The organism is Microbacterium sp. ET2 (assembly GCF_030347395.1).
Taxonomy (GTDB): Bacteria; Actinomycetota; Actinomycetes; order Actinomycetales; family Microbacteriaceae; genus Microbacterium; species Microbacterium albipurpureum.
In genome coordinates this window covers 1,551,207-1,570,182 of record NZ_CP128170.1, presented here as the reverse complement: position 1 = coordinate 1,570,182, position 18,976 = coordinate 1,551,207, and the positions used below count along the sequence as shown (strand labels likewise).

13 protein-coding genes are annotated in these 18,976 nt (G+C 64.8%); 9 read left to right on the top strand and 4 right to left on the bottom strand.

Features of this window, described 5'->3' with window-relative positions; all coding sequences use genetic code 11:
- Positions 1-11: 11 nt before the first annotated feature.
- The 9 genes from QSU92_RS07565 to QSU92_RS07525 all read left to right on the top strand — a co-directional run bounded on the left by QSU92_RS07565 (position 12) and on the right by QSU92_RS07525 (position 13,041).
- Positions 12-1,115 carry a Gfo/Idh/MocA family protein gene (locus QSU92_RS07565; RefSeq protein WP_289265565.1) on the top strand — a complete coding sequence of 368 codons (1,104 nt, stop codon included), beginning with the start codon at positions 12-14 and terminating at the stop codon, positions 1,113-1,115.
- 153 nt (positions 1,116-1,268) lie between these two features.
- Complete coding sequence (locus QSU92_RS07560) at positions 1,269-3,575, top strand: glycosyl hydrolase family 95 catalytic domain-containing protein (protein ID WP_333783456.1); 2,307 nt, start codon at positions 1,269-1,271, stop codon at positions 3,573-3,575.
- Between the two features lie 244 nt (positions 3,576-3,819).
- The gene (locus QSU92_RS07555) at positions 3,820-5,484 is read left to right on the top strand and encodes an ABC transporter substrate-binding protein (protein ID WP_289265564.1); all 1,665 of its coding nucleotides are present in this window, start codon (positions 3,820-3,822) and stop codon (positions 5,482-5,484) included.
- 20 nt (positions 5,485-5,504) lie between these two features.
- Positions 5,505-6,608, top strand: coding sequence for an ABC transporter ATP-binding protein (locus QSU92_RS07550; RefSeq protein WP_289265563.1), 1,104 nt, complete (start codon positions 5,505-5,507; stop codon positions 6,606-6,608).
- Entirely contained in the window at positions 6,605-7,585 is a 981-nt protein-coding gene (locus QSU92_RS07545; protein ID WP_289265562.1) for an ABC transporter permease, read from the top strand. The genes QSU92_RS07550 and QSU92_RS07545 overlap by 4 nt, the downstream gene beginning before the upstream one ends.
- A gap of 2 nt (positions 7,586-7,587) precedes the next feature.
- Positions 7,588-8,595, top strand: a complete 1,008-nt coding sequence (locus QSU92_RS07540; RefSeq protein ID WP_289265561.1) for an ABC transporter permease — start codon at positions 7,588-7,590, stop codon at positions 8,593-8,595.
- Positions 8,585-9,652 (top strand): ABC transporter ATP-binding protein, encoded by a 1,068-nt coding sequence (locus QSU92_RS07535; protein ID WP_289265560.1) that lies wholly within the window; start codon positions 8,585-8,587, stop codon positions 9,650-9,652. Before QSU92_RS07540 ends, QSU92_RS07535 begins: the two co-directional genes overlap by 11 nt.
- A gap of 71 nt (positions 9,653-9,723) precedes the next feature.
- Positions 9,724-11,967, top strand: a complete 2,244-nt coding sequence (locus QSU92_RS07530) for a glycosyl hydrolase family 95 catalytic domain-containing protein (RefSeq protein WP_289265559.1) — start codon at positions 9,724-9,726, stop codon at positions 11,965-11,967.
- 54 nt (positions 11,968-12,021) lie between these two features.
- Complete coding sequence (locus QSU92_RS07525; protein ID WP_289265558.1) at positions 12,022-13,041, top strand: LacI family DNA-binding transcriptional regulator; 1,020 nt, start codon at positions 12,022-12,024, stop codon at positions 13,039-13,041.
- Between the two features lie 157 nt (positions 13,042-13,198).
- On the opposite strand, the gene QSU92_RS07520 is transcribed toward QSU92_RS07525, so the two are convergent.
- From QSU92_RS07520 to QSU92_RS07505, 4 genes are read right to left on the bottom strand one after another with little or no spacing between them, the layout of a single operon-like run.
- Positions 13,199-14,611, bottom strand: coding sequence for an aldehyde dehydrogenase family protein (locus QSU92_RS07520; protein ID WP_289265557.1), 1,413 nt, complete (start codon positions 14,609-14,611; stop codon positions 13,199-13,201).
- 14 nt (positions 14,612-14,625) lie between these two features.
- The gene (locus QSU92_RS07515; RefSeq protein WP_289265556.1) at positions 14,626-17,133 is read right to left on the bottom strand and encodes an FGGY family carbohydrate kinase; all 2,508 of its coding nucleotides are present in this window, start codon (positions 17,131-17,133) and stop codon (positions 14,626-14,628) included.
- Positions 17,117-18,160, bottom strand: coding sequence for an NAD(P)-dependent oxidoreductase (locus tag QSU92_RS07510; RefSeq protein WP_289265555.1), 1,044 nt, complete (start codon positions 18,158-18,160; stop codon positions 17,117-17,119). Before QSU92_RS07510 ends, QSU92_RS07515 begins: the two co-directional genes overlap by 17 nt.
- Positions 18,157-18,951: a class I fructose-bisphosphate aldolase gene (locus QSU92_RS07505; RefSeq protein WP_289265554.1), complete on the bottom strand. Its 795-nt coding sequence runs from the start codon at positions 18,949-18,951 to the stop codon at positions 18,157-18,159. The genes QSU92_RS07510 and QSU92_RS07505 overlap by 4 nt, the downstream gene beginning before the upstream one ends.
- Between the last annotated feature and the right edge of the window lie 25 nt (positions 18,952-18,976).

The following is an 18,976-nucleotide window of genomic DNA, read 5'->3' as shown; positions in this document are numbered from 1 at the left end:
GGGAACAGGTCATGACGGACTTTCCAGAGCGGCATCTGGCTGCCGCATACACGCTTGAACTGCCAGCTTCTCCACGGCCGATCGTCATCATCGGCACGGGCGGGATTGTGAAGGACGCGCATCTACCGGCGTATCGCAAGGCCGGATACCCCGTGTGGGGGCTCGTGAACCGAACAGTCGCGCGTGCCCAGGCGCTCGCCGATCAATACGGTATCGAGCATGTGTTCGGCACTGTCGCCGAGGCTGTCGCCGCGGCGCCGGAACATGCGGTGTACGACATCGCTCTGATGCCTGAGCAGTATCTGGAGACGCTCGAGATGCTGCCCGACCATGCAGCCGTGCTCATCCAGAAGCCGCTCGGTCATACCCTCGCCGAGGGAATCGAGTTGAGCGAACTCTGTCACAGGAAGAACCTCGTCGCCGCGGTGAATACCCAGCTGCGCTTTGCCCCCTACGTAGCCGAGGCGCGACGCCTCATCGCCGAAGGAACGATCGGAGAGCTCTACGACCTCGAGATACGCGTGCAGGTCGACACCCCGTGGAGGCTCTTCCCACACGTCTTCGGTCTCGAGCGGCTGGAGATCAATATGCACAGCGTGCACTACCTCGATCTCGTACGGTCGTTTCTCGGCAATCCCGAGGGAGTCAGCGCGATCACGTTGCCGCACCCCGAGAAAGCTGAAATCGCCAACACCCGTTCCACGATCCTGCTGCGCTATCGCGACCGACCCCTCCGGGTCACGGTCAGCACGAATCACGACCACGCGTTCGGGTCCGGATACGAAGAGAGCTACATCAAATGGGAGGGAACCAAGGGCGCGGTCCGGGCCCAGATGGGCTTGCTGCTCGACTACCCGACCGGGGGCCAAGACAGGCTCGAACTCGCACTACTCGAGCAAAAGGACCGCGGGTGGCAGGACGTGCCCTTCGCGGGGTCGTGGTTCCCCGATGCGTTCATCGGATCGATGGGAGCCGTTCAGCGTTTCATCGAGGGATCGGTGCCGGAGCTGCCGACATCCGTCGACGATGTGCTGCACACAATGGCTGTTGTCGAAGCCGCGTATGTGTCGCAGCAGAGCGAAGGAGTGCCCGTGAGCATCGAGGTGAAAGACTGAGGCGAATCACGCCCTTGCTCGGATGTATCAGCACGCGTGGGAATGCCTTCTCATTCGCGGCGACATGGGCGAGGGGAATTTGATCGTCATCGGAGGGCGCACTAGGTTAGTGCGCAAACGATTGCGCATGCTTGCAGGAGCCACCGGTGACGGATGTCGCGGGCGGCGCCATCCCACCGCAGGACGGAGGACCGTGTGCGCCCGACGTATCGCACTACTACCCAGGCAAGCGACTGGGAACACGGGCTGGTGGCAGGAAATGGGTCGCTGGGCCTCATGCTCTTCGGGAAACCTGGGCATCACCAGCTCACCCTCTCGCATGAGCGCGTGCTTCTCCCAGCGGATCCGCCCCTACCGGCGCCACGCCTCGCCCCCCACCTCGCCGAGATCCGGCGACTGATCGCGACAGGCCGAGCGCAAGATGCCGCGGATCTCGCTGTGGCGGTCGCCGCGGAGGACGGATATTCCGGGCTGCAGTGGACGGATCCCCTCGTGCCGGTGGCAACGATCGACTTGTGCGACGACTCCGATGCGGGAGCAGCGGACTACGAACGACGCGTCGATCTTCTCTCGGGCGAGATCGAGATCGTCTGGACCGCCGCGGCACGACCACGCCTCATCAGGGCGTTCGTGAGCCGGGCCGACGGTATCGCCGTCCTCGACGTCCCGCATGACACACGCGTGCGGCTGCGCCCCCCCGACAACGTCGCGATAGGCGCCGAGGGTGTGCGTGGCGGAAACCAGGAGCGAGCCCGCTTCGGCGGGGGCGGGTCGCCGGAGCCCGAAGCGCTGCTCGACCTTCGCTTCGTCGTCGGTTGGGCGGGAGTCGACGAGAGCGGCGCTTCCACCAGAATTGCGATCCTCAGCCGCGAGGACGACCGCCTCCTTCTGGGGTTGTGCGTGAATCCCCGGCAGGACGGCGACGACCAGGCGGGGGCTTCGTGGCCGAAGGGCAATTACGCCTCGTTGCTCAAGCGACACCGCATCGCCCGGGATGCCTCGCTCCCTCTCACGAGCGTCGATCTCGGGGTCATGTCCTCCGGCAGGACAACTGAGGAGCTGTTGCGGGACCGGAGCCCGTCCGCATCGCGGGAGCTGCTGCAGCTGCAACTGCAGGCAGGTGCCTCGCTCATCGAGGATTCCACCGGCGAGTTCCCTCCGACCCTGCAGGGAATATGGTCGGGCACGTTCGACCCTGCATGGTCCTCCGATTTCACGATGAACGGGAACGTCCAGAACGGCGCGCTCGCGGCCTCATTGTCGAGCGGCTCGGCAGCACAGGTGCGAACCTGGATCGACATGCTCATCGGCTTCAGCGACGACCTGCGCCACAACGCGCATACATTGTTCGGCGCCGACGGCTACCTCCTCCCCTCTCGGTGCAGCATCCGACATGCGCGCACGACTCACTTCGATGCAGACCACTGCCACGAGTTCTGGACCGCAGGAACGCCCTGGACTGCCGCGATTGCGCTCGACGACGTGTGGTACACCGGAGATCTTCAGCGATTGCGCTCCGCGGCGTATCCCTTTGCGAGAGAGGCAGAGCGGTTCTACGAGAGCTTCCTGCAGACCGAAGAGGGTCAGCTGCTGTTCTCACCGTCCTACTCGCCAGAAAACCGCTCTTCCACCTTCGCGTCGCAAGCTTGCCGGAACGCGACCCAGGACCGGGCGGCGCTCGCCGTCTTGCTCCGCGGACTGATCCGCTCCGCGGAGCTGCTCGATGTGGATCGCCACCTCGCCGAGCGACGCCGGCAGTGGCTCGCTGCCCTCCCGCCTTATCGCGTGGCTCCAGACGGCACACTCGCGGAGTGGCTGGACGAGGGGGTGGAGGAGGAAATCGGCCATCGCACGGCGTCTCAGCTCCTGGAGCTGTGGTTCGATCCACCCGCGGAGCTTACGCGTGGTCCGCTCGCCGATGCCGTGATCACACTTGTTCGAAAGAAGCTGGAATGGCGAGACACCGGAAATGAGGTGATGGCGTACGGGCTTGCGCAGCTCGGTATCGCCGCCGCTGCCGTGGCCGACGGAGATCTCGCCTTGGAGTGCGCAAACCGCTTGTCGAGGACTTACACGCTCCCATCGCTCTCGTTCACCCACGACCACGGCGCGATCTTCAACCTCGACGGCGCGGGATCACTTGTCGGGATCGTGCATACGATGCTCGTTCAGTCCTCGATTGACAGGCTCATACTCTTGCCCGCGCTCCCGGGGGAGTGGGACATCGGAGCCGCGACAATGATCCATGCCCGAGGAGGGCTGGTCGTCGAGGCATTGAACTGGGACGGCACCTCGGCAGGGGCTACAGTCCGCGCGCTGCCTGGATCAGTGCGGTTGCGAGGTGGACGAGACGTCCGCATCACCCTCGGCGACACGGACGTCCGTGTCGAGCTCGGCGACGGAGAGTCTGTCGACGTCGTCGGCACAACGCGCTCCATCGACGCTCGACAGCCCGTGTGAACTCCGCTTCAGGCCCGACGCCGCGACTGCGGTTACGTCGACGCAACGTTTCGGATCGGAAGAGGCCTCAGCGGACGAGGAGTCGTTGGGAGGACTTGCACTGCGCAAACTTATCGAATACATTTGCACAAACGTTTGCGCAACAAATGTTTGTGCTTGGCCCGCCACTGAAATCCGGACTCAGCGACGCGGGGTTTCTCGACAGGTGCAAAGGTTGCACCCCACGACAGAGAAGGAAGACACGATGCGCTTCAGGTCGAAGAAGATCATGGCGGCGGCCGCGATGGCCATATCTGCGGGCCTCGTGCTCGTGGGCTGCGGGGCCGGTGGCTCCAGTGGTGACAGCGCCGGCGGGGGAACAATCACCATCGGAACGGGCGGAGTATTCACAGACAGCAATAATCCATTCGCCGCGACGTCGAGCGCAGTCGCGAACGGCTGGCGGTGGCTCATCTACGAACCGCTGGTGCAGACCAACAGCGCAGTACCCACTGACGAGCCGGAACCGTGGCTCGCATCCGCCTACGAGTGGGCACCCGACTTCACATCTGTCATGTTTACGGCGCGCGACGGCGTCGAGTGGAGCGATGGTGAGGAATTCAACGTCGACGACGTCGCATTCACCTTCACCCTGCTGAGGGACAATGCGGCACTCAACAGTGGCAACATCCCGATCGAGGACGTCACGGTCGACGGTGACTCCGTGACTGTGACCTTCGGCGAATCACAATTCGTAAAGCAGGCGGCCGTCCTCAGTCAATTCATCGTGCCGGAGCACATTTGGGCTGACGCCGGCGACCCCGCGACGTACGCCGACACCCAGCCTGTCGGCACAGGTCCGTTCACATTCGTGTCCTCCACGTCGAGCGTCGCGCGACTCGAAAAGAACCCCGGATACTGGCAAGCGGACAAGGTACTGGTGGACGCGATCGCCTACCAGGCGCTTCAGGGCAACGACGCGATCATCAACGGCCTCGCCGCCCACGAGCTGGATTGGGCGTCGTCGTTCGCCCTTAATCAGAACGAGGGTTTCGTTGATAAGGATCCAGACACGAACCTCGCCTGGAACGTTTCGGCACTTGGAATCGACGCCTTCGTGGTGAACACGTCGAAGGCTCCCTTTGACAACGTCAATCTGCGACGCGCCATGAGCATGGTCATCGACCGCGAGCGCACGGTGCAGCTCGCATCGGGCGGCATACTCGCTCCGGTGCTCTCGGTTACAGGGCTTCCGCAGCCTGTAGGCGACGAATACATCGCCCCGGAGTTCGAGGGACAAGAGTTCTCGGTCGACGTTGAGGGCGCAAGAGCCGAGCTGGCCGAGGGCGGGTTCACATTCGACGGGGACACTCTCATCGACCCGTCGGGCAATCCGGTCACCATGACCCTCATCGATCCCTCCGGTTGGACCGATTACCTCACCGCTCTTCAGGTGATCGGAGAGAGTCTGGCTGAGATCGGCATCGCCACCACGATCGAGACGCCTTCGCAAGACGCGTGGCAGGCGGCTTTGGCAGCCGGCGATTTCGATGGAACGATGCGTTACTCCGATTCGGGACCGACCCCGTACGACATCTACGCCACGTACATGGATGGCACAGAGGTCGAGCCTGTCGGGACGGACGTGACGGGCAACTACGGGCGTTTTGACAGCCCCGACGCGACGGAAGCGCTCGCGCTGTTCCGCAATGCCGCTGATGAGACGGAACGAGCTGAGGCCCTCGCCACCGTACAGCGAGTATTCGTCGAGGACATCCCGGCGATCGCGATGATCGCCAAGGCGACGACGGGTATGTTCACTACGGTCAACTTCACCGGCTGGCCCTCGGCGGACAATCCTTACGCGTCGCCGAGCATCCTCGACGCGAACATCTCGAAGGTCATGGTGACCCTACAGCCCGCGAACTAGCGCTAAGCCGGGAGGGCGTCGTGAGCGAAGTCGCGGCGCCCTCCCGGTCCGCTCGAGAGGTCATTGTGAACAACAAGAACAACACAGAGGTGGACGACGCCCCCCTGCTGGAAGCCCGAGACATACGCATGTCGTTCGCGGTGCGGGGACGGCTCCGTCGATGGGGCGCACCATCGAGAAGGCTGACGGCGGTCGACGATGTGTCTCTCACCGTGAGAGCGGGCGAAGTCGTCGCCATCGTTGGTGAGTCGGGCTCTGGCAAGTCCACGATCGCCAAGGTGCTCTCGCAACTGCAAAAGCAGACCTCAGGTGACGTCCTCCTCAAGGGGGCTCCCGCCCGTGCGCGAGGAACGCGAGCGTTTCGCCGCTACTGCACGCAGGTGCAGCTGATCTTTCAGGACCCTTTCGCATCGTTGAATCCCCTGCGGACGATTCGCTACCACCTCGCGGACCCGCTGAAGATCCACGGTCGCACCGAGGGGGATACGGACCGCGCCGTAAGGGCGTTGCTCGAGCGGGTCAAGCTCACACCACCCGAGCGCTATATCGACAAGTACCCTCACGAACTCTCGGGCGGACAGCGGCAGCGCGTCTCCATCGCCCGGGCGCTGGCGGCGGGTCCAGACGTCCTCCTCGCCGACGAGCCTGTATCGATGCTCGATGTGTCTATCCGACTCGGTGTCCTGAACCTCCTGAAAGAGCTCAAGGAGGTCTTTGACCTCGGCATCCTCTACATCACCCATGACATCGCGTCGGCTCGCCACTTCTCCGATCGGGTGCTGGTCATGTATGCCGGACAGATCGTGGAGTCGGGAGGAGCCGAAGAGGTGACCCAAGATCCGAAACATCCCTACACGCACCTCCTCATCTCATCAGCGCCCAACCCCGAGAACCCGACCCTGGGGAACGTTGACGCAGCATCCACGTCTGCGGAGCCACCGAGCTTGATCGACCCCCCAACCGGATGCCGATTCCACCCTCGCTGTCCGTGGGCGACGGCCAAGTGCGCCGCCGAGGCGCCACCCGAGATTGCCATCGGCGCCGACCGCGTCGCGCGATGCTGGGCCTATTCCACGGAACCGACGACGCTACCTCTCCCCCGAGTAGGGGTTCCGTCGCCGTGAAGTACATCATCCGCAGAGTCCTCTTCTACGCTGTCACGGCGTGGGCGGCGATCACCATCAATTTCGTTCTCCCTCGCCTTATTCCGGGCGACCCCGTGCAGTCCCTGCTGACGCGATTCCGGGGTCAAATCAGCCCGGAGGCGACCGCCTCGCTCTACGTGCTGTTCGGGCTCGACTCCTCCCAATCGATCTGGGAACAGTACGTCAGCTATTGGGCGCAACTCTTTCGCGGCGATCTCGGGCTCTCCTTCACCTACTTCCCAACCCCAGTCTCGACCGTCATCGAACAGTCGTTGCCGTGGACGGTGACGCTGGTCGGCATCTCCACCGTCATCGGGTTCGTCCTCGGAACCGTCGCGGGCATCCTCGCGGGGTGGCGGCGTGGCGGATGGGCCGAGCGACTCATTCCCATCACGAGCTTTTTCTCTTCGGTGCCATACTTCTGGCTCGCCCTCCTGATCATCGCGATCTTCTCCGTAAACCTGGGCTGGTTCCCGGACGCGGGCGGCTATGACATCTTCACCGATCCTGGGTGGAATGCCGCGTTCATCTCCAGCGCGATCTACCACGGCATCCTGCCCGCCCTCACGATCGTTGTCAGCTCCTTCGCGGGCTGGATGCTGGGCATGCGCAACATGATGGTCACTGTCACAAGCGAGGACTACGTCGTCGTGGCCCACGCCAAGGGTCTGAGCGAGCGGGTCGTCAACTTCGCCTACGCCGCACGCAACGCCGTGCTACCGAGCATCTCGGGGTTCGCGCTGTCGCTCGGCTTCATCGTCGGCGGCAGCCTCCTCACCGAGATGGTGTTCTCCTACCCCGGTATCGGGTTTGTCATGTTTCAGGCAGTTCAAGCGAAGGACTACCCCCTGATGCAAGGGCTCTTCCTGGTGATCACCTTCGCTGTGCTCATCGCGAACCTCATCGCCGACATGGCATATGTCCTGCTCGATCCGCGCACTCGATCGGAGGCCTGAAAATGACCGACCTCGCAGGAATCACGGCCTCGGCGCTGGACGCGGACCCTCGGGAGCAGGAGAAGGTGACCGAGAAGCGGCACAGCCCGCTATCGGGCTTCTGGCGCACTCCCAAGTCGCGCGCCGGACTCATCATCCTGGCGTTCTTCATTCTCCTCGCGATCCTCGGACCGATCGTCGCCCCATTCGACCCCAACGCCCTCAGCGACGACCTCCTTCAGCCGCCGTCATGGACACATCCCTTCGGCACGACGCAGACAGGGCAGGACGTCTTTTCGCAGTTCCTCGTCGGCGCGCGAAGTGTCATGATCGTCGGCACTGTCGCGGGCACGATCGCGACACTCATATCCCTTGTCGTGGGAATCAACGCGGCTCTCTTCCCCGGGATCGCCGATGAGTTGCTTTCCGCGCTCGCCAACATCTTCCTGGTCATCCCGGCGTTGCCGCTCATCATCCTCATCGCGGGATTCATCCCTAACGGTGGCGGGTGGATCACTGTGGCGCTGGTGATCAGCGTGACCGCGTGGGCGTGGGGTTCGCGCGTCATCCGTGCCCAGACGCTTTCGCTACGAAACCGCGACTTCGTCCAGGCTGCGAGGGCCACCGGGAAGAGTACGACCTCGCTGATCATGTTCGAGATCTTCCCGAACCTCGTGCCGATCATCGCGGGGAGCTTCGTGGGCACGGTGAACTTCGCCATCTTGTCGCAGGTCTCGCTGTCGTTCATCGGTATCGGCTCGTCCAATGATTGGAACTGGGGCACGATTCTCTTCTGGGCACAGGGGCAACAGGCTCTCGCCCAGGGGGCGTGGTGGTGGTTCGTGCCACCGGGACTGGCCATCGCTGTGCTGGGGATGGGCCTGACGCTCATCACCCTTGGAATCGACGAGTTTGTGAACCCGAAGCTGCGGTCGGGCGGCATCGATCGGAAGGTTCTTCGACGAGCGGGTATGCGATCCCGGGTCGGCTATACGCCGGTGATGACAGATGGAGCTTCACGTGAAAGCTGACGCGACGGGCGAGCCTGTTCTCGAGATCAGGGGACTCAGCGTCTCCTATGGGATGGGATCGGCGGAGGTCAAGGCGTTGCAGAACGTAGATCTCACGCTGCGGCGCGGTGAGGTGCTCGGACTCGCAGGGGAATCCGGGTCGGGCAAGTCGACGCTCGTATACGGCGCGACCCGGCTGCTCTCTCCTCCCGGGGTAGTGACGGCTGGGGAGGTCATCTATCACGCACCAGGCGAAGGCGCCGGGGTGGACATCCTCCGCGTGTCGGATGATCGTCTCCGCGAATTGCGCTGGAGTGACATCGCGCTCGTGTTCCAGGGTTCAATGAACTCGCTCAGCCCGGTGTTCCGTATCGAACGGCAGCTCACCGATGCCATCGGGCGCCATCGCCCCGGAACGAGTAGGGCGGAGCTTCGTACCCGTGCAAAGGAGCTCCTGAGCCTTGTCGGCATCCCGGGAGACCGGCTGTCGGCCTACCCCCATCAGCTCTCCGGCGGCATGCGACAGCGGGTCATGATCGCGATGGCCATGGCACTGCAACCTGACGTCGTCATCATGGACGAGCCCACGACCGCTCTCGACGTGGTGATGCAGCGCCAGATTCTTCAGGAAATCCTGCGCCTGCGAACCGATGTTGACTTCTCCGTGATCTTCATCACACACGACGTGTCGCTGCTGATCGAACTGGCCGACCGGATCGCGATCATGTACGGGGGGCGCATTGTCGAGGAGGGACCGGCACACGATATATACCGGAATCCGCAGCATCCCTACACGCACGGTCTGCTGAACTCGTTCCCTTCGCTGCACGGCGAGCGCAAGGACGCCATCGGTATTCCTGGCTCGCCACCGGATTTGCAGCGGATGCCTCCAGGGTGTCCTTTCGATCCTCGCTGTGCGTTCGCCTTCGAGCCATGCCATTCGAGGATGCCGCCGCTCGAAGAATCGGAGACGGCGCCTCGATCTGCTCACCTGGTAGCGTGCCACCTGCACGCGCACGCGGCAGGCCCGCTTCCGATCTCGCTCCAGCCAGCCCCGACAAATCGGAGTCGGCCTTGACCCCTGAGCGATTTTGGTCACGCAGCCCCGGGGAGGATTGGGAGCACGGTCTTCCCGTCGGCAACGGGGTGATGGGAGCATTACTGCACGGAGATCCGCTCCGGCACGAGATAACACTCGCGCACGAACAGGTCGTTCTGCCGACCGATCCACCGCGCTCCGCCCCCCTGTTGGCCACCGATCTCGCCCTCATCCGCAGGATGATCGACTCCGGGCATGCGCAAGACGCGGCCGACCTAGGAGTTTCCCGGGCTGCTGAGGAAGGGTACCCCGGACTCCAGTGGACCGACCCGCTGGTTCCCTCAGCGACACTGGTGATCGAGACCGACAGCGCGGTGCCGACAGACTATCGCCGATACGTGGACATGGAGCTCGATGTCGTCTCCGTGCACTGGAAGGACGGCGCGCGGACCGCCTCCATCGAAACGTTCGTCAGCCGCGCGGACCATGTGATGATCGCCCGGCTGGCGGGAGCGGCGCGCGGGGCATCGATCCGCCTCGCGGCTCCGGGCAACGTCATGACGACAATGTCGGGTGTCAAGGGTGGCAACGCGGAGCGCGTGCAATTCAACTCCGGCTCAGAGGACGGCATGCAGTGGCTCGCCATGCGGTTCGTCGCGAACTGGCCTCTAAACGTTCTTGGATCCAATACAGTCCTGCGCGTCCTCCACGAGGATGCGGAAGCGAAGACGATCGCCGTTGCCCTCGACGTGGCTGACTCGTCAGCCTCGAATGACTCGGTGGACGGCGGTGCCCGCCTGCGTGCACTTGAGACCGACTACGAGCAGCTCCTTCGTGAACACGCAGCTCACCTCCGCCGCAAAGTGAAGATGACCCGCCTTTCCCTGCACGTGCAGAGTGACGGTCGCGCGGTCGAGGACCTCCTCGCAGATCAATCACCGGACGCGAAAAAGAATCTCATCGAGACGCAGTACCGCGCCGCGCAGCGGCTCATCGCGGACAGCACCGGCACACTCCCGCCTACCCTGCAGGGCGTCTGGTCCGGCTCCTTCGATCCCGCGTGGTCATCCGACTACACAATGAACGGGAACGTCCAGAGCGGATCCATCTCCAGCATGCTCGGCACAGGAAACCCCGCGCAGCTCCGGACCTACCTCGACATGCTCGAGGGGTTCGCCGAGGACTTCCGCGACAATGCGAGGCGTCTCTTCGGCACCGAAGGATTCGTCCTCCCCTCGCGGTGCAGTCCCACACACGGCGCCTGCACGCACTTCGACGCAAAGCACTGCCACGAGTATTGGACCGCGGGCGGCGCATGGTCCGCGCTCTTCTTCCTCGATTACGTCTGGCACACGGCTGACCTCGACTATCTGCGCTCCTCTGCCTACCCGTTTGCGCGCGAGGTCGAACGATTCTACGAGGGATTCCTCACCCGCGACGATGACGATCGCATCGTCTTCAGTCCCTCCTACTCACCAGAGAACCGATCCCCGACTTTCGATTCGCAGGCATGCCGCAACGCGACCATGGACCGTGCCGTGCTCGATCGGCTCCTCCACGGACTGATCCGCTCGTCACAGCTCACGGGGATCGACCAGGAGCTCGAGCCGCGGCGGAGGGAGTGGCTTAACGCACTCCCCCCCTACCGGATCGCGCCAGACGGTACGCTCGCCGAGTGGCTGGACGATGGGGTCATCGAACGGGTTGGGCACCGAACGGCGTCGCACCTGCTCGGCACCTGGTTCGAGCCGGACGGCCGCTTCCACGCCGAGCTTCGTGAGCCCGCCCGCAATCTCATTCGAGCCAAGCTTTCCTGGCGGGCCAGCGGCGGCAACCGCGAAGAGATGGCCTATGGGCTCGTGCAACTTGGCCTCGCCGCGGCCGTCATCGGCGACCCCGGTCTAGCGCTCGAGTGCGTTGACCGTATGTCTCGCCTCTATTTTCTCCCGTCGCTGTCCACCACCCACGATGTCGGCTCGATCTTCAACGTGGACATCGCCGGCGGATTCCCCGCAGTCATCAACGCGATGCTGCTCAACTCCACCGTTGATTCCATCACCCTTCTCCCCGCGATTCCTTCGCAGTGGGCTTCAGGGCATCTTGACGGACTGAATCTCCGCGGCGGGGTTGTCGTAGACCGTCTGGAGTGGACGCCGTCAACCATCCGGATGGTGGCGCGCACGACACCGGGAGCGCGACGGCTCCGCGCGGGTACCCCAATCAGAGTGATCGCTCCCGCGGGGTGGGTCCTTGCATCGTTGCACGAGACAACACCCACGAACGTCGTGGATGTGGACCCGGCGGACGGCGACTTCATTGATCTGGAGGCTCACCCCGAAGACCCCCGGGCCTAGTCGACGAACTCCATCGATCAGACACCTTCGGGGCGAATCTCCTACTCTCGTCTTATGGCAACCCTGGGCGACGTCGCTTCACGCGCAGGCGTTTCGATCTCAGTCGCCTCGCGAGCGCTGAGTGCGACATCGGATGCCCGGGTGTCTGCATCGACGCGGCAGCGCGTGAGAGATGCCGCCGCAGCCCTCGACTATCAGCCCAATTTTGCGGGTCGCGCCCTTCAATCAGCGCGTTCGAATCTGCTCGCCCTCATCGTCCCAGACCTCACGAACGCCATCTTCGCAGAGCTCATGGAGGGGGTTGAAGACGCAGCGCTGTCGGATGACTACACGGTCGTGCTGGGCCGTGCCGAGGACATGCAGCCGGGAGGATCGATGCTTCGCCGGCTCATCGGCGAGCGCCGCGTCGACGGGATGCTGGTACAGTTCCGCGACGATCGCACCGCCGCAGAGATCGCCCATCTCGCTGAATCGCCGCGGCCCGTCGTTTTCATCAACTCGCGAGGCCCTGCCGGGGTTAGCTCGGTCGTCCTTCCGGACGCAGCAGGCGCATCACTCGCCACAAAACACCTGATTGAACTCGGGCACCGTCGCATCGGCATGATCGGAGGGCGTTCGACGAACGACACGGCGGCGCGGCGTTACGAGGGCTTCATCCGTGCGCATCGTGCCGCCGGCGTTGAACCTCAGGAGGACCTCGTCGTCCACGTCGGATACTGGGTGGACGAGGGGAGGGCTGGCCTCCGTGCACTCATGAGCCGTGCTCAGCCGCCGACTGCGATCTTCGTCGCCAACGTGAACGCCGCCCTCGGGGTGATCGGGGAGGCCAGATCACTCGGCATCCGGATCCCAGAGGACGTATCGGTGGTTGCCATGCACGACGCGTGGACAGCGGAAGTGTCGGGGCCGCCGCTGACGACGATCCGCATGCCGCTACGGGAAATGGGTGCGGAAGCCGTCACCGAATTGTTGCGACGCGTACGGGAACCATCGGCGGCGCCGATGGACGTTCTCGTGAAGGCCGCGGGACCAACGCTTGTTGTCCGGAACTCGACGCAGGCCATAACGACTTAGAGGCGGCCCTCGCCTCGGTGTTCGATTAAACCGTCTACACCCGTAGCCACCCCGAAAGCGCGACATCTCGTCCGACTCCGGTCTCCACACCCACCCATGTCAGGTACCCCTCGCGACGGCCGGTTGACGACTACGGATGTCTGGAGCTCGGGGCGATCTAGCCTTTGTGGATCGACTTTGTCTCCAAGAATTCCTCGAACCCGGCAGCGCCGGCCTCCCGCCCCACTCCAGACTTCTTGTAGCCGCCGAACGGCGCTTCATTATTGAAACCACCACCGTTGACGGACACCTGGCCAGTGCGAAGACGTCGCGCGACACGCACGGCGCGCTCGACATCGCTGGACCAAACACCGCCGGCAAGGCCGAACTCGCTCGCGTTGGCGAGGGCGACAGCCTCGTCTTCATCGCTGTAAGGCACGATGGACAGGACCGGGCCGAAGATCTCGATCTTGTTGATTGTCATGTCACTGGTGACGCCGGAGAATACGGTCGGTTCGACGAAGTATCCCTTGTCGGTGGGCCTTGTGCCGCCTCCGGTGACGAGGGTGGCGCCTTCCTCGACGCCCTTGGCGATCAGTTCCTCCACACGCTGCAGCTGGCGGGAGTTCACGACCGGGCCGAGCTGAGTGTCATCGGAGAACGGATCACCGTAGACAAATTCCTCGGCGGCACGTTTCGCGATCTCCTCGACCTGCGGAAGTACGCTGTTGGGAACGAGCATGCGGGTGAGAGCGGTGCAGGTCTGTCCTGCGTTGAAGTAGCAGTTGGCGACACCGGCCGCGACGGCTTCCTCGAGGTCGGCGTCGTCGAGGATGATGTTCGCGGACTTGCCGCCGAGTTCGAGGGCGACCTTTTTCACGGTGAGCGCGGCGAGTTCGCTGACGCGGATCCCGGCAGCGGTGGACCCGGTGAAAGAGACCATGTCGATGTCCGCGGATGTGGCGATTGCCTCCCCGACGGGGACACCGCGGCCGCTGACGAGATTGAAGACGCCAGCGGGCAGTCCGATCTCATCGCAGACTTCGGCCAGGATGTAGCCGGTGAGCGGGGCTACCTCGCTGGGCTTGAGCACGACGGTGCAGCCCGCTGCGAGGGCGGGCGCGACCTTGAGCGCGATTTGGTGAAGCGGATAGTTCCACGGGGTAATGCAGCCAACGACGCCGACCGGCTCTTTGACCACCATGGAGTGCTTCACGTAGCCGGCGTCGTACTGGTAGTCGCGGACGTGCTGGGCATAGAAGCGGAAGTTGCGGATGGGTAGGTCGGACTGCCACTCGATGGAGTGAGAGTAGGGCATTCCGATCTCGGAGGAGACCGTGCGGGCGATCTCTTCGCGACGCGCGTGAAGTCCGTCGGCAATCTTGTCGATCCAGTCGCCGCGTTCGGCGGGGGTCAGTGACGCCCAGTCGTCGAATGCACGTTTGGCGGCGGCGACGGCGGCAGCGACGTCGTCGGCCGTGCCGGCCGGGACGGAGCCGATGACTTCCTCGGTGGCGGGGTTGATGACGTCGATGAGCTCCTCAGAGCCGGAGGTGGTCCAGGCGCCGTCGACGTAGATGTTGTGGGTCATGGCTGTGCCTTTCTTCATTGAGTAGCGGGGGCGGTGGGGTCGAACTGGACTTTGACGGTGGTGGGCGCGCCGATGGCGGCGAGAGCGTCGATTCCCTGCTGAAGCGGGAACTGGGTGGTGATGAGCTCGGCGACGGGGAAGGGAGCGGCGTTGAGGATGTGGAGGGCGTCGGGGATGCCGCGGTTGAGGCTGAACGAGCCGATGATGCGCAGCTGGCGTCGGTAGATCTCGAACGGGTCGAGGTGCAGGTCATTGCCGGGTGGGCAGACCCCGAACGGGACGAGGGTTCCGCCGTCGGCGAGGAGTCCGACGGCTTCTTGTACGACAGAGGGTCGACCGGTCGCGTCGATGACGAGATCGTAGTCGGCGGCAGGCAGCGTGTCGAGCAGATTTCCGTCGACGAGGGTGGTGTTGGTCGCGCCGAACCGGGTTGCGACGTTCAGGCGTTCGGGTACGCGGTCGGCGAGGGTGAGGTCGTCGATGCCGCGGCTTCGGGCGACGATGGAGATGATCATTCCCATTGGTCCGGCTCCGACGATCAGTGCTCTGGATCGGGGCGGGATGCTGGCACGATTGAGGGCGTTCACCGCACACGCGAAGGGTTCTGCGAGCGCGGCGACCGGGGCGGCGAGAGCGCCGGCGTTGACGGCATTGTCTGAATGGACGACGGCATATTCGGCGAAGCCGCCGTCTCGTTCGGCTCCGTAGGCCTGTGCGCGGGTGCACAGGTTCGGGTAGCCACGGCGGCAGTTGCGGCAGTTGCTGCAGGCGATGAGCGGATCGATGGCGACACGCTCCCCGATCCGACCCGAAAGGGCGGGGCCGGTGTCGACGACGGTGCCGGCGAACTCGTGGCCGGGAACCCGCGGGAATTGCGCGGCGTATCGGCCGGCGAGGATGTCGAGGTCGGTATGGCACAGGCCTGCTGCCTCGACGCGGATGAGCAGTTCCCCGGGTCCAGGGCTGGGTACGGGCACCGTGGTCACTTGGACCGTGTCGAGCGCGGTGTACACGACGGCATTCATCGTGGCGGTCATGCGGGTGGCTCCTCGAGCAGGTTCCAGATCGGTCGGGCGAGGCTCGAGCGTGGTGGTGTAGCGGGCGTGCGTGAGGTCCCAACGGGCGGCGGCGCTGCGGGCGGGGGTGAAGGTGCGGTCGACGCGCGACCACGCGGTAGTGGCTTGGCCGGCGTCGGTGAACATGCCGGTGCCGATGCCGGCGAGCATCGCCGCGCCCAGGGCTCCCGGCTCGGTTGCGCGCGCTACCTCGATGCGGGCGTTAAGCCCGTCGGCGAACATCTGCGCCCACAGGCTGCTGCGCGCGGCGCCACCGGCAAGGTTGACAACCTGCCGGGGCGTGGCGCCCTCCAGCAGCCAGTCCATGTGGGTTCGGTGATTGTGCACGACGCCTTCCCAGACCGCCTTTATCAGGTGGGCGCGGGTGTGCCAGCCGCGGAGGCCGAGGAAGGAGCCGCTCGCGGTGGCGCCGAAAGGGCTGCCGTAGAGGAACGGGTGGTAAACGGGGACCTCATCGTCATTTCCAAGAGCGGCGACTTCCTCGTTTGCGGCCGCAATGGCGTCCGGGGTGTCGATCATCAAGTTCCGCAGGAACCACTCGAAGTTGGTGGCTGACGCGGGTGAGGCCGCCATATTCACCCAGCTGCGCCCGTCGATCCAGGGCCGTGCCTGCCAGTGCGGGTTCACTACTCGCTCGGCGGCGATGTACTGGTTCACGCTGTAGGTGCCGGCGAGGATCGAGTAGTCCCCGACTTTGGTAGCGCCCGCGCCTAGCGCGGCGGCGACGACGTCATGTGTCCCGACAGCAACCGGCGTGCCGGGGTGCAGGCCGGTCCGTGCCGCGATTGCAGGGAGGATGCCGCCGGCGATCGCGGTGGCGGGGAGGGGGGAGGGGAGGAGCCTCTCGAACTCGCTAAGCCCGTACTCCGCCAGTGCGGCGCTGGAGTAGCTCTTGCCGTCGAGCGCGCCGACGGAGGAGTTGACTTCGACGAAGTCCGTCGCAATCTCGCCGGTCAGTGAGAAGCGCAGCCAGTCCTTGCAGTAGAGCAGCCACTGCGTGTCGTCCAGCATCGCCCTCTCATGACGGGCGAGCCAAGCGAGAAGGGGGGCGAGGGACGCGGCGAATGGCTCCTGTCCCGTGGACTGCCGAGTCTTGGCCAGGGTGCCGTCTGAGGCCCACTGCTGGAGAATCGGCTCTGCGCGGGTGTCCAACGCGAGAATTGCGTTACGGGTGGGTCGTCCGTTACGGCCGACGAAGTACATGCCGTCGCCGTGCGCGGCGATTCCCACGCCGGTGATTGCGTGACCGCCACCTGGGACGGCCGCGACGGCTTGAGCGATTGCGTCGAGAAGCTGGTCGATGACGCCGTCGGCGTCGCGTTCGACCTGATGCGCTCGGGGTTGGATGGTCTGGGTGGGGCGGCGCGCAGTGACCAGCTCGAGGCCGTCCTCGTCGAAGACGACGACCTTGAGCGCGGACTGTCCGCTGTCAATTCCGAGGAGCATGGCTTTCGTCCTTGAGCATCTTGTCGATGACCTCGGCGACGAGCCCACCCGACCTTCTGAAGGACTCGGGTGTGTCGCCGGCGAAGTGCACGGTGAGGGTGGTGTTGTCGAGCTGACGCCACCGGCTGTCGGCGGGCAGTGGCTCCTCGTCGAACACGTCCAGTGCGGCGCCGGCGATCTGGTCATGCTCGAGCGCGTCCAGGAGGGCGTCGTAGTCGACGAGGCGACTTCGCGCAGTGTTGACGAAGTACGCGGTCGGCTTCATCTTGGCGAACTGATCGCGTCCGATGAATCTGACGTTCTCCTCGGTGAGGCGTGCGAACACCGCAATCACGTCGGCTTGCTCGAAAACCTCGTCGAAGGTGACCGGCGTGACGCCGTCGCCTTCCAGCACGGCTCGGTCGGCGTACGGGTCGGAGGCGACGACGGTCACGTCGAATCCGGACAGCAGCGTCACGAATCTGCGACCCACCTGCCCGTACCCGATGAGGCCGACCGTACGTCCGCCGAGTTCGGTTGAGCGGGAGTGATAGTCCTTCCGCCATCCGCCGGTGGCGATGCTGCGGTCAGCGCGGGCGATGTTGCGCATCTCGGCGAGGACCAGCCCGAGCGTGATCTCTGCCACGGCCGGGGCGTTGCGGCCGGCGATGCTGCGGACAGCGATCCCCTGCGCTGCGGCAACGGTGGCGTTGACGTTCTCGGTGCCGGCGCGGGCGACGACCACCGCGCGGAGCGCCTTGTTTCCCGTGATGACTCGGGTGGGGACGGGCAGGAAGTGCACGACGAGGATGTCGGCGGTGAGTGCCAGGTCCACGAGGTCGGCGGGAACGTCGACGGCGTCCGGGCCGTGCAGTTCGATCTGATGCTGCAGCGCGTGGATGGCCGGGCCTCCGCCGGGGATCGTCCAGTCCACCGCGACGATCTGCGCGGCCGCGTCGCCGAGGCGGTCGCGGATGGCGGAATCGATCGTCGCGGCGGGGACGTAGGGGTCGCCGATGATGACGATGCGAGGTGAGGCGGTGGTCATGCGCTGTGGACGAGGGCGTGAAGAGTGCGCGCGGTGGCGGTGGGGTCGACCGCCTGCCACACGTTGCGGCCATACACGAGGCCTCGAGCTCCGGAGGTCAGCGCGTCCAAGGTAGTCGAGCGAAGCGCGTTGATGTCGTTGGTCTTCGGGCCGCCGAGCAGCAGCAGCGGGATGGGAGTGTTGTCCACGACCTCCCGCATGGTCTGCACGTTGCCGGTGTATTGGGTCTTGACCGCGTCGGCGCCAAGCTCGGCGGCGAGGCGGTTGACGTAGATGAGTGCTTCCGCATCGGCCTGATCTTGGACCAGGGAGCCCCACAGGACGGTCTCCACGATCAGTGGGAGTCCCACTTCGTGGGCTTCGCGTGCGGCGCGGGCGACGGCGCGGGCGTTGTCTGCGGTGACGGCGTCGTCCGGGTTTCCGAGGACGAGGAACATCACGATGGCGTCAGCACCGAGGGCGGCGGCTTCCCGGGCGTCGATGAGTCGTCGGTACTCCTCGCCCGCACCGGCCGTGCCGTGGGGCTGCAGCGCACCGAGGAAGATGAAGTCGGTGCGCACCAGCACAGCGGGAGCGTTCCGGTGTGCAAGGTACTGCCGACTGCGGTCCAGCAGGCCGGGGGAGAGCAGGATTCCGTCGGCGCCGGAGTCCACGACTGCTTGCACGACCGTCTGCGCGGACTCTCCGCCGCCCTTGGCGCTGGCACCTAGACCGCGGTCGAACGCGACGATCATGGTGCGGCCGGTGTCCTTGGCGAAGAGGCGGCCGAGTCGGAACTCCGAAGTTTCCATGGTGTGAGGATTTCCTTTCGTTCCC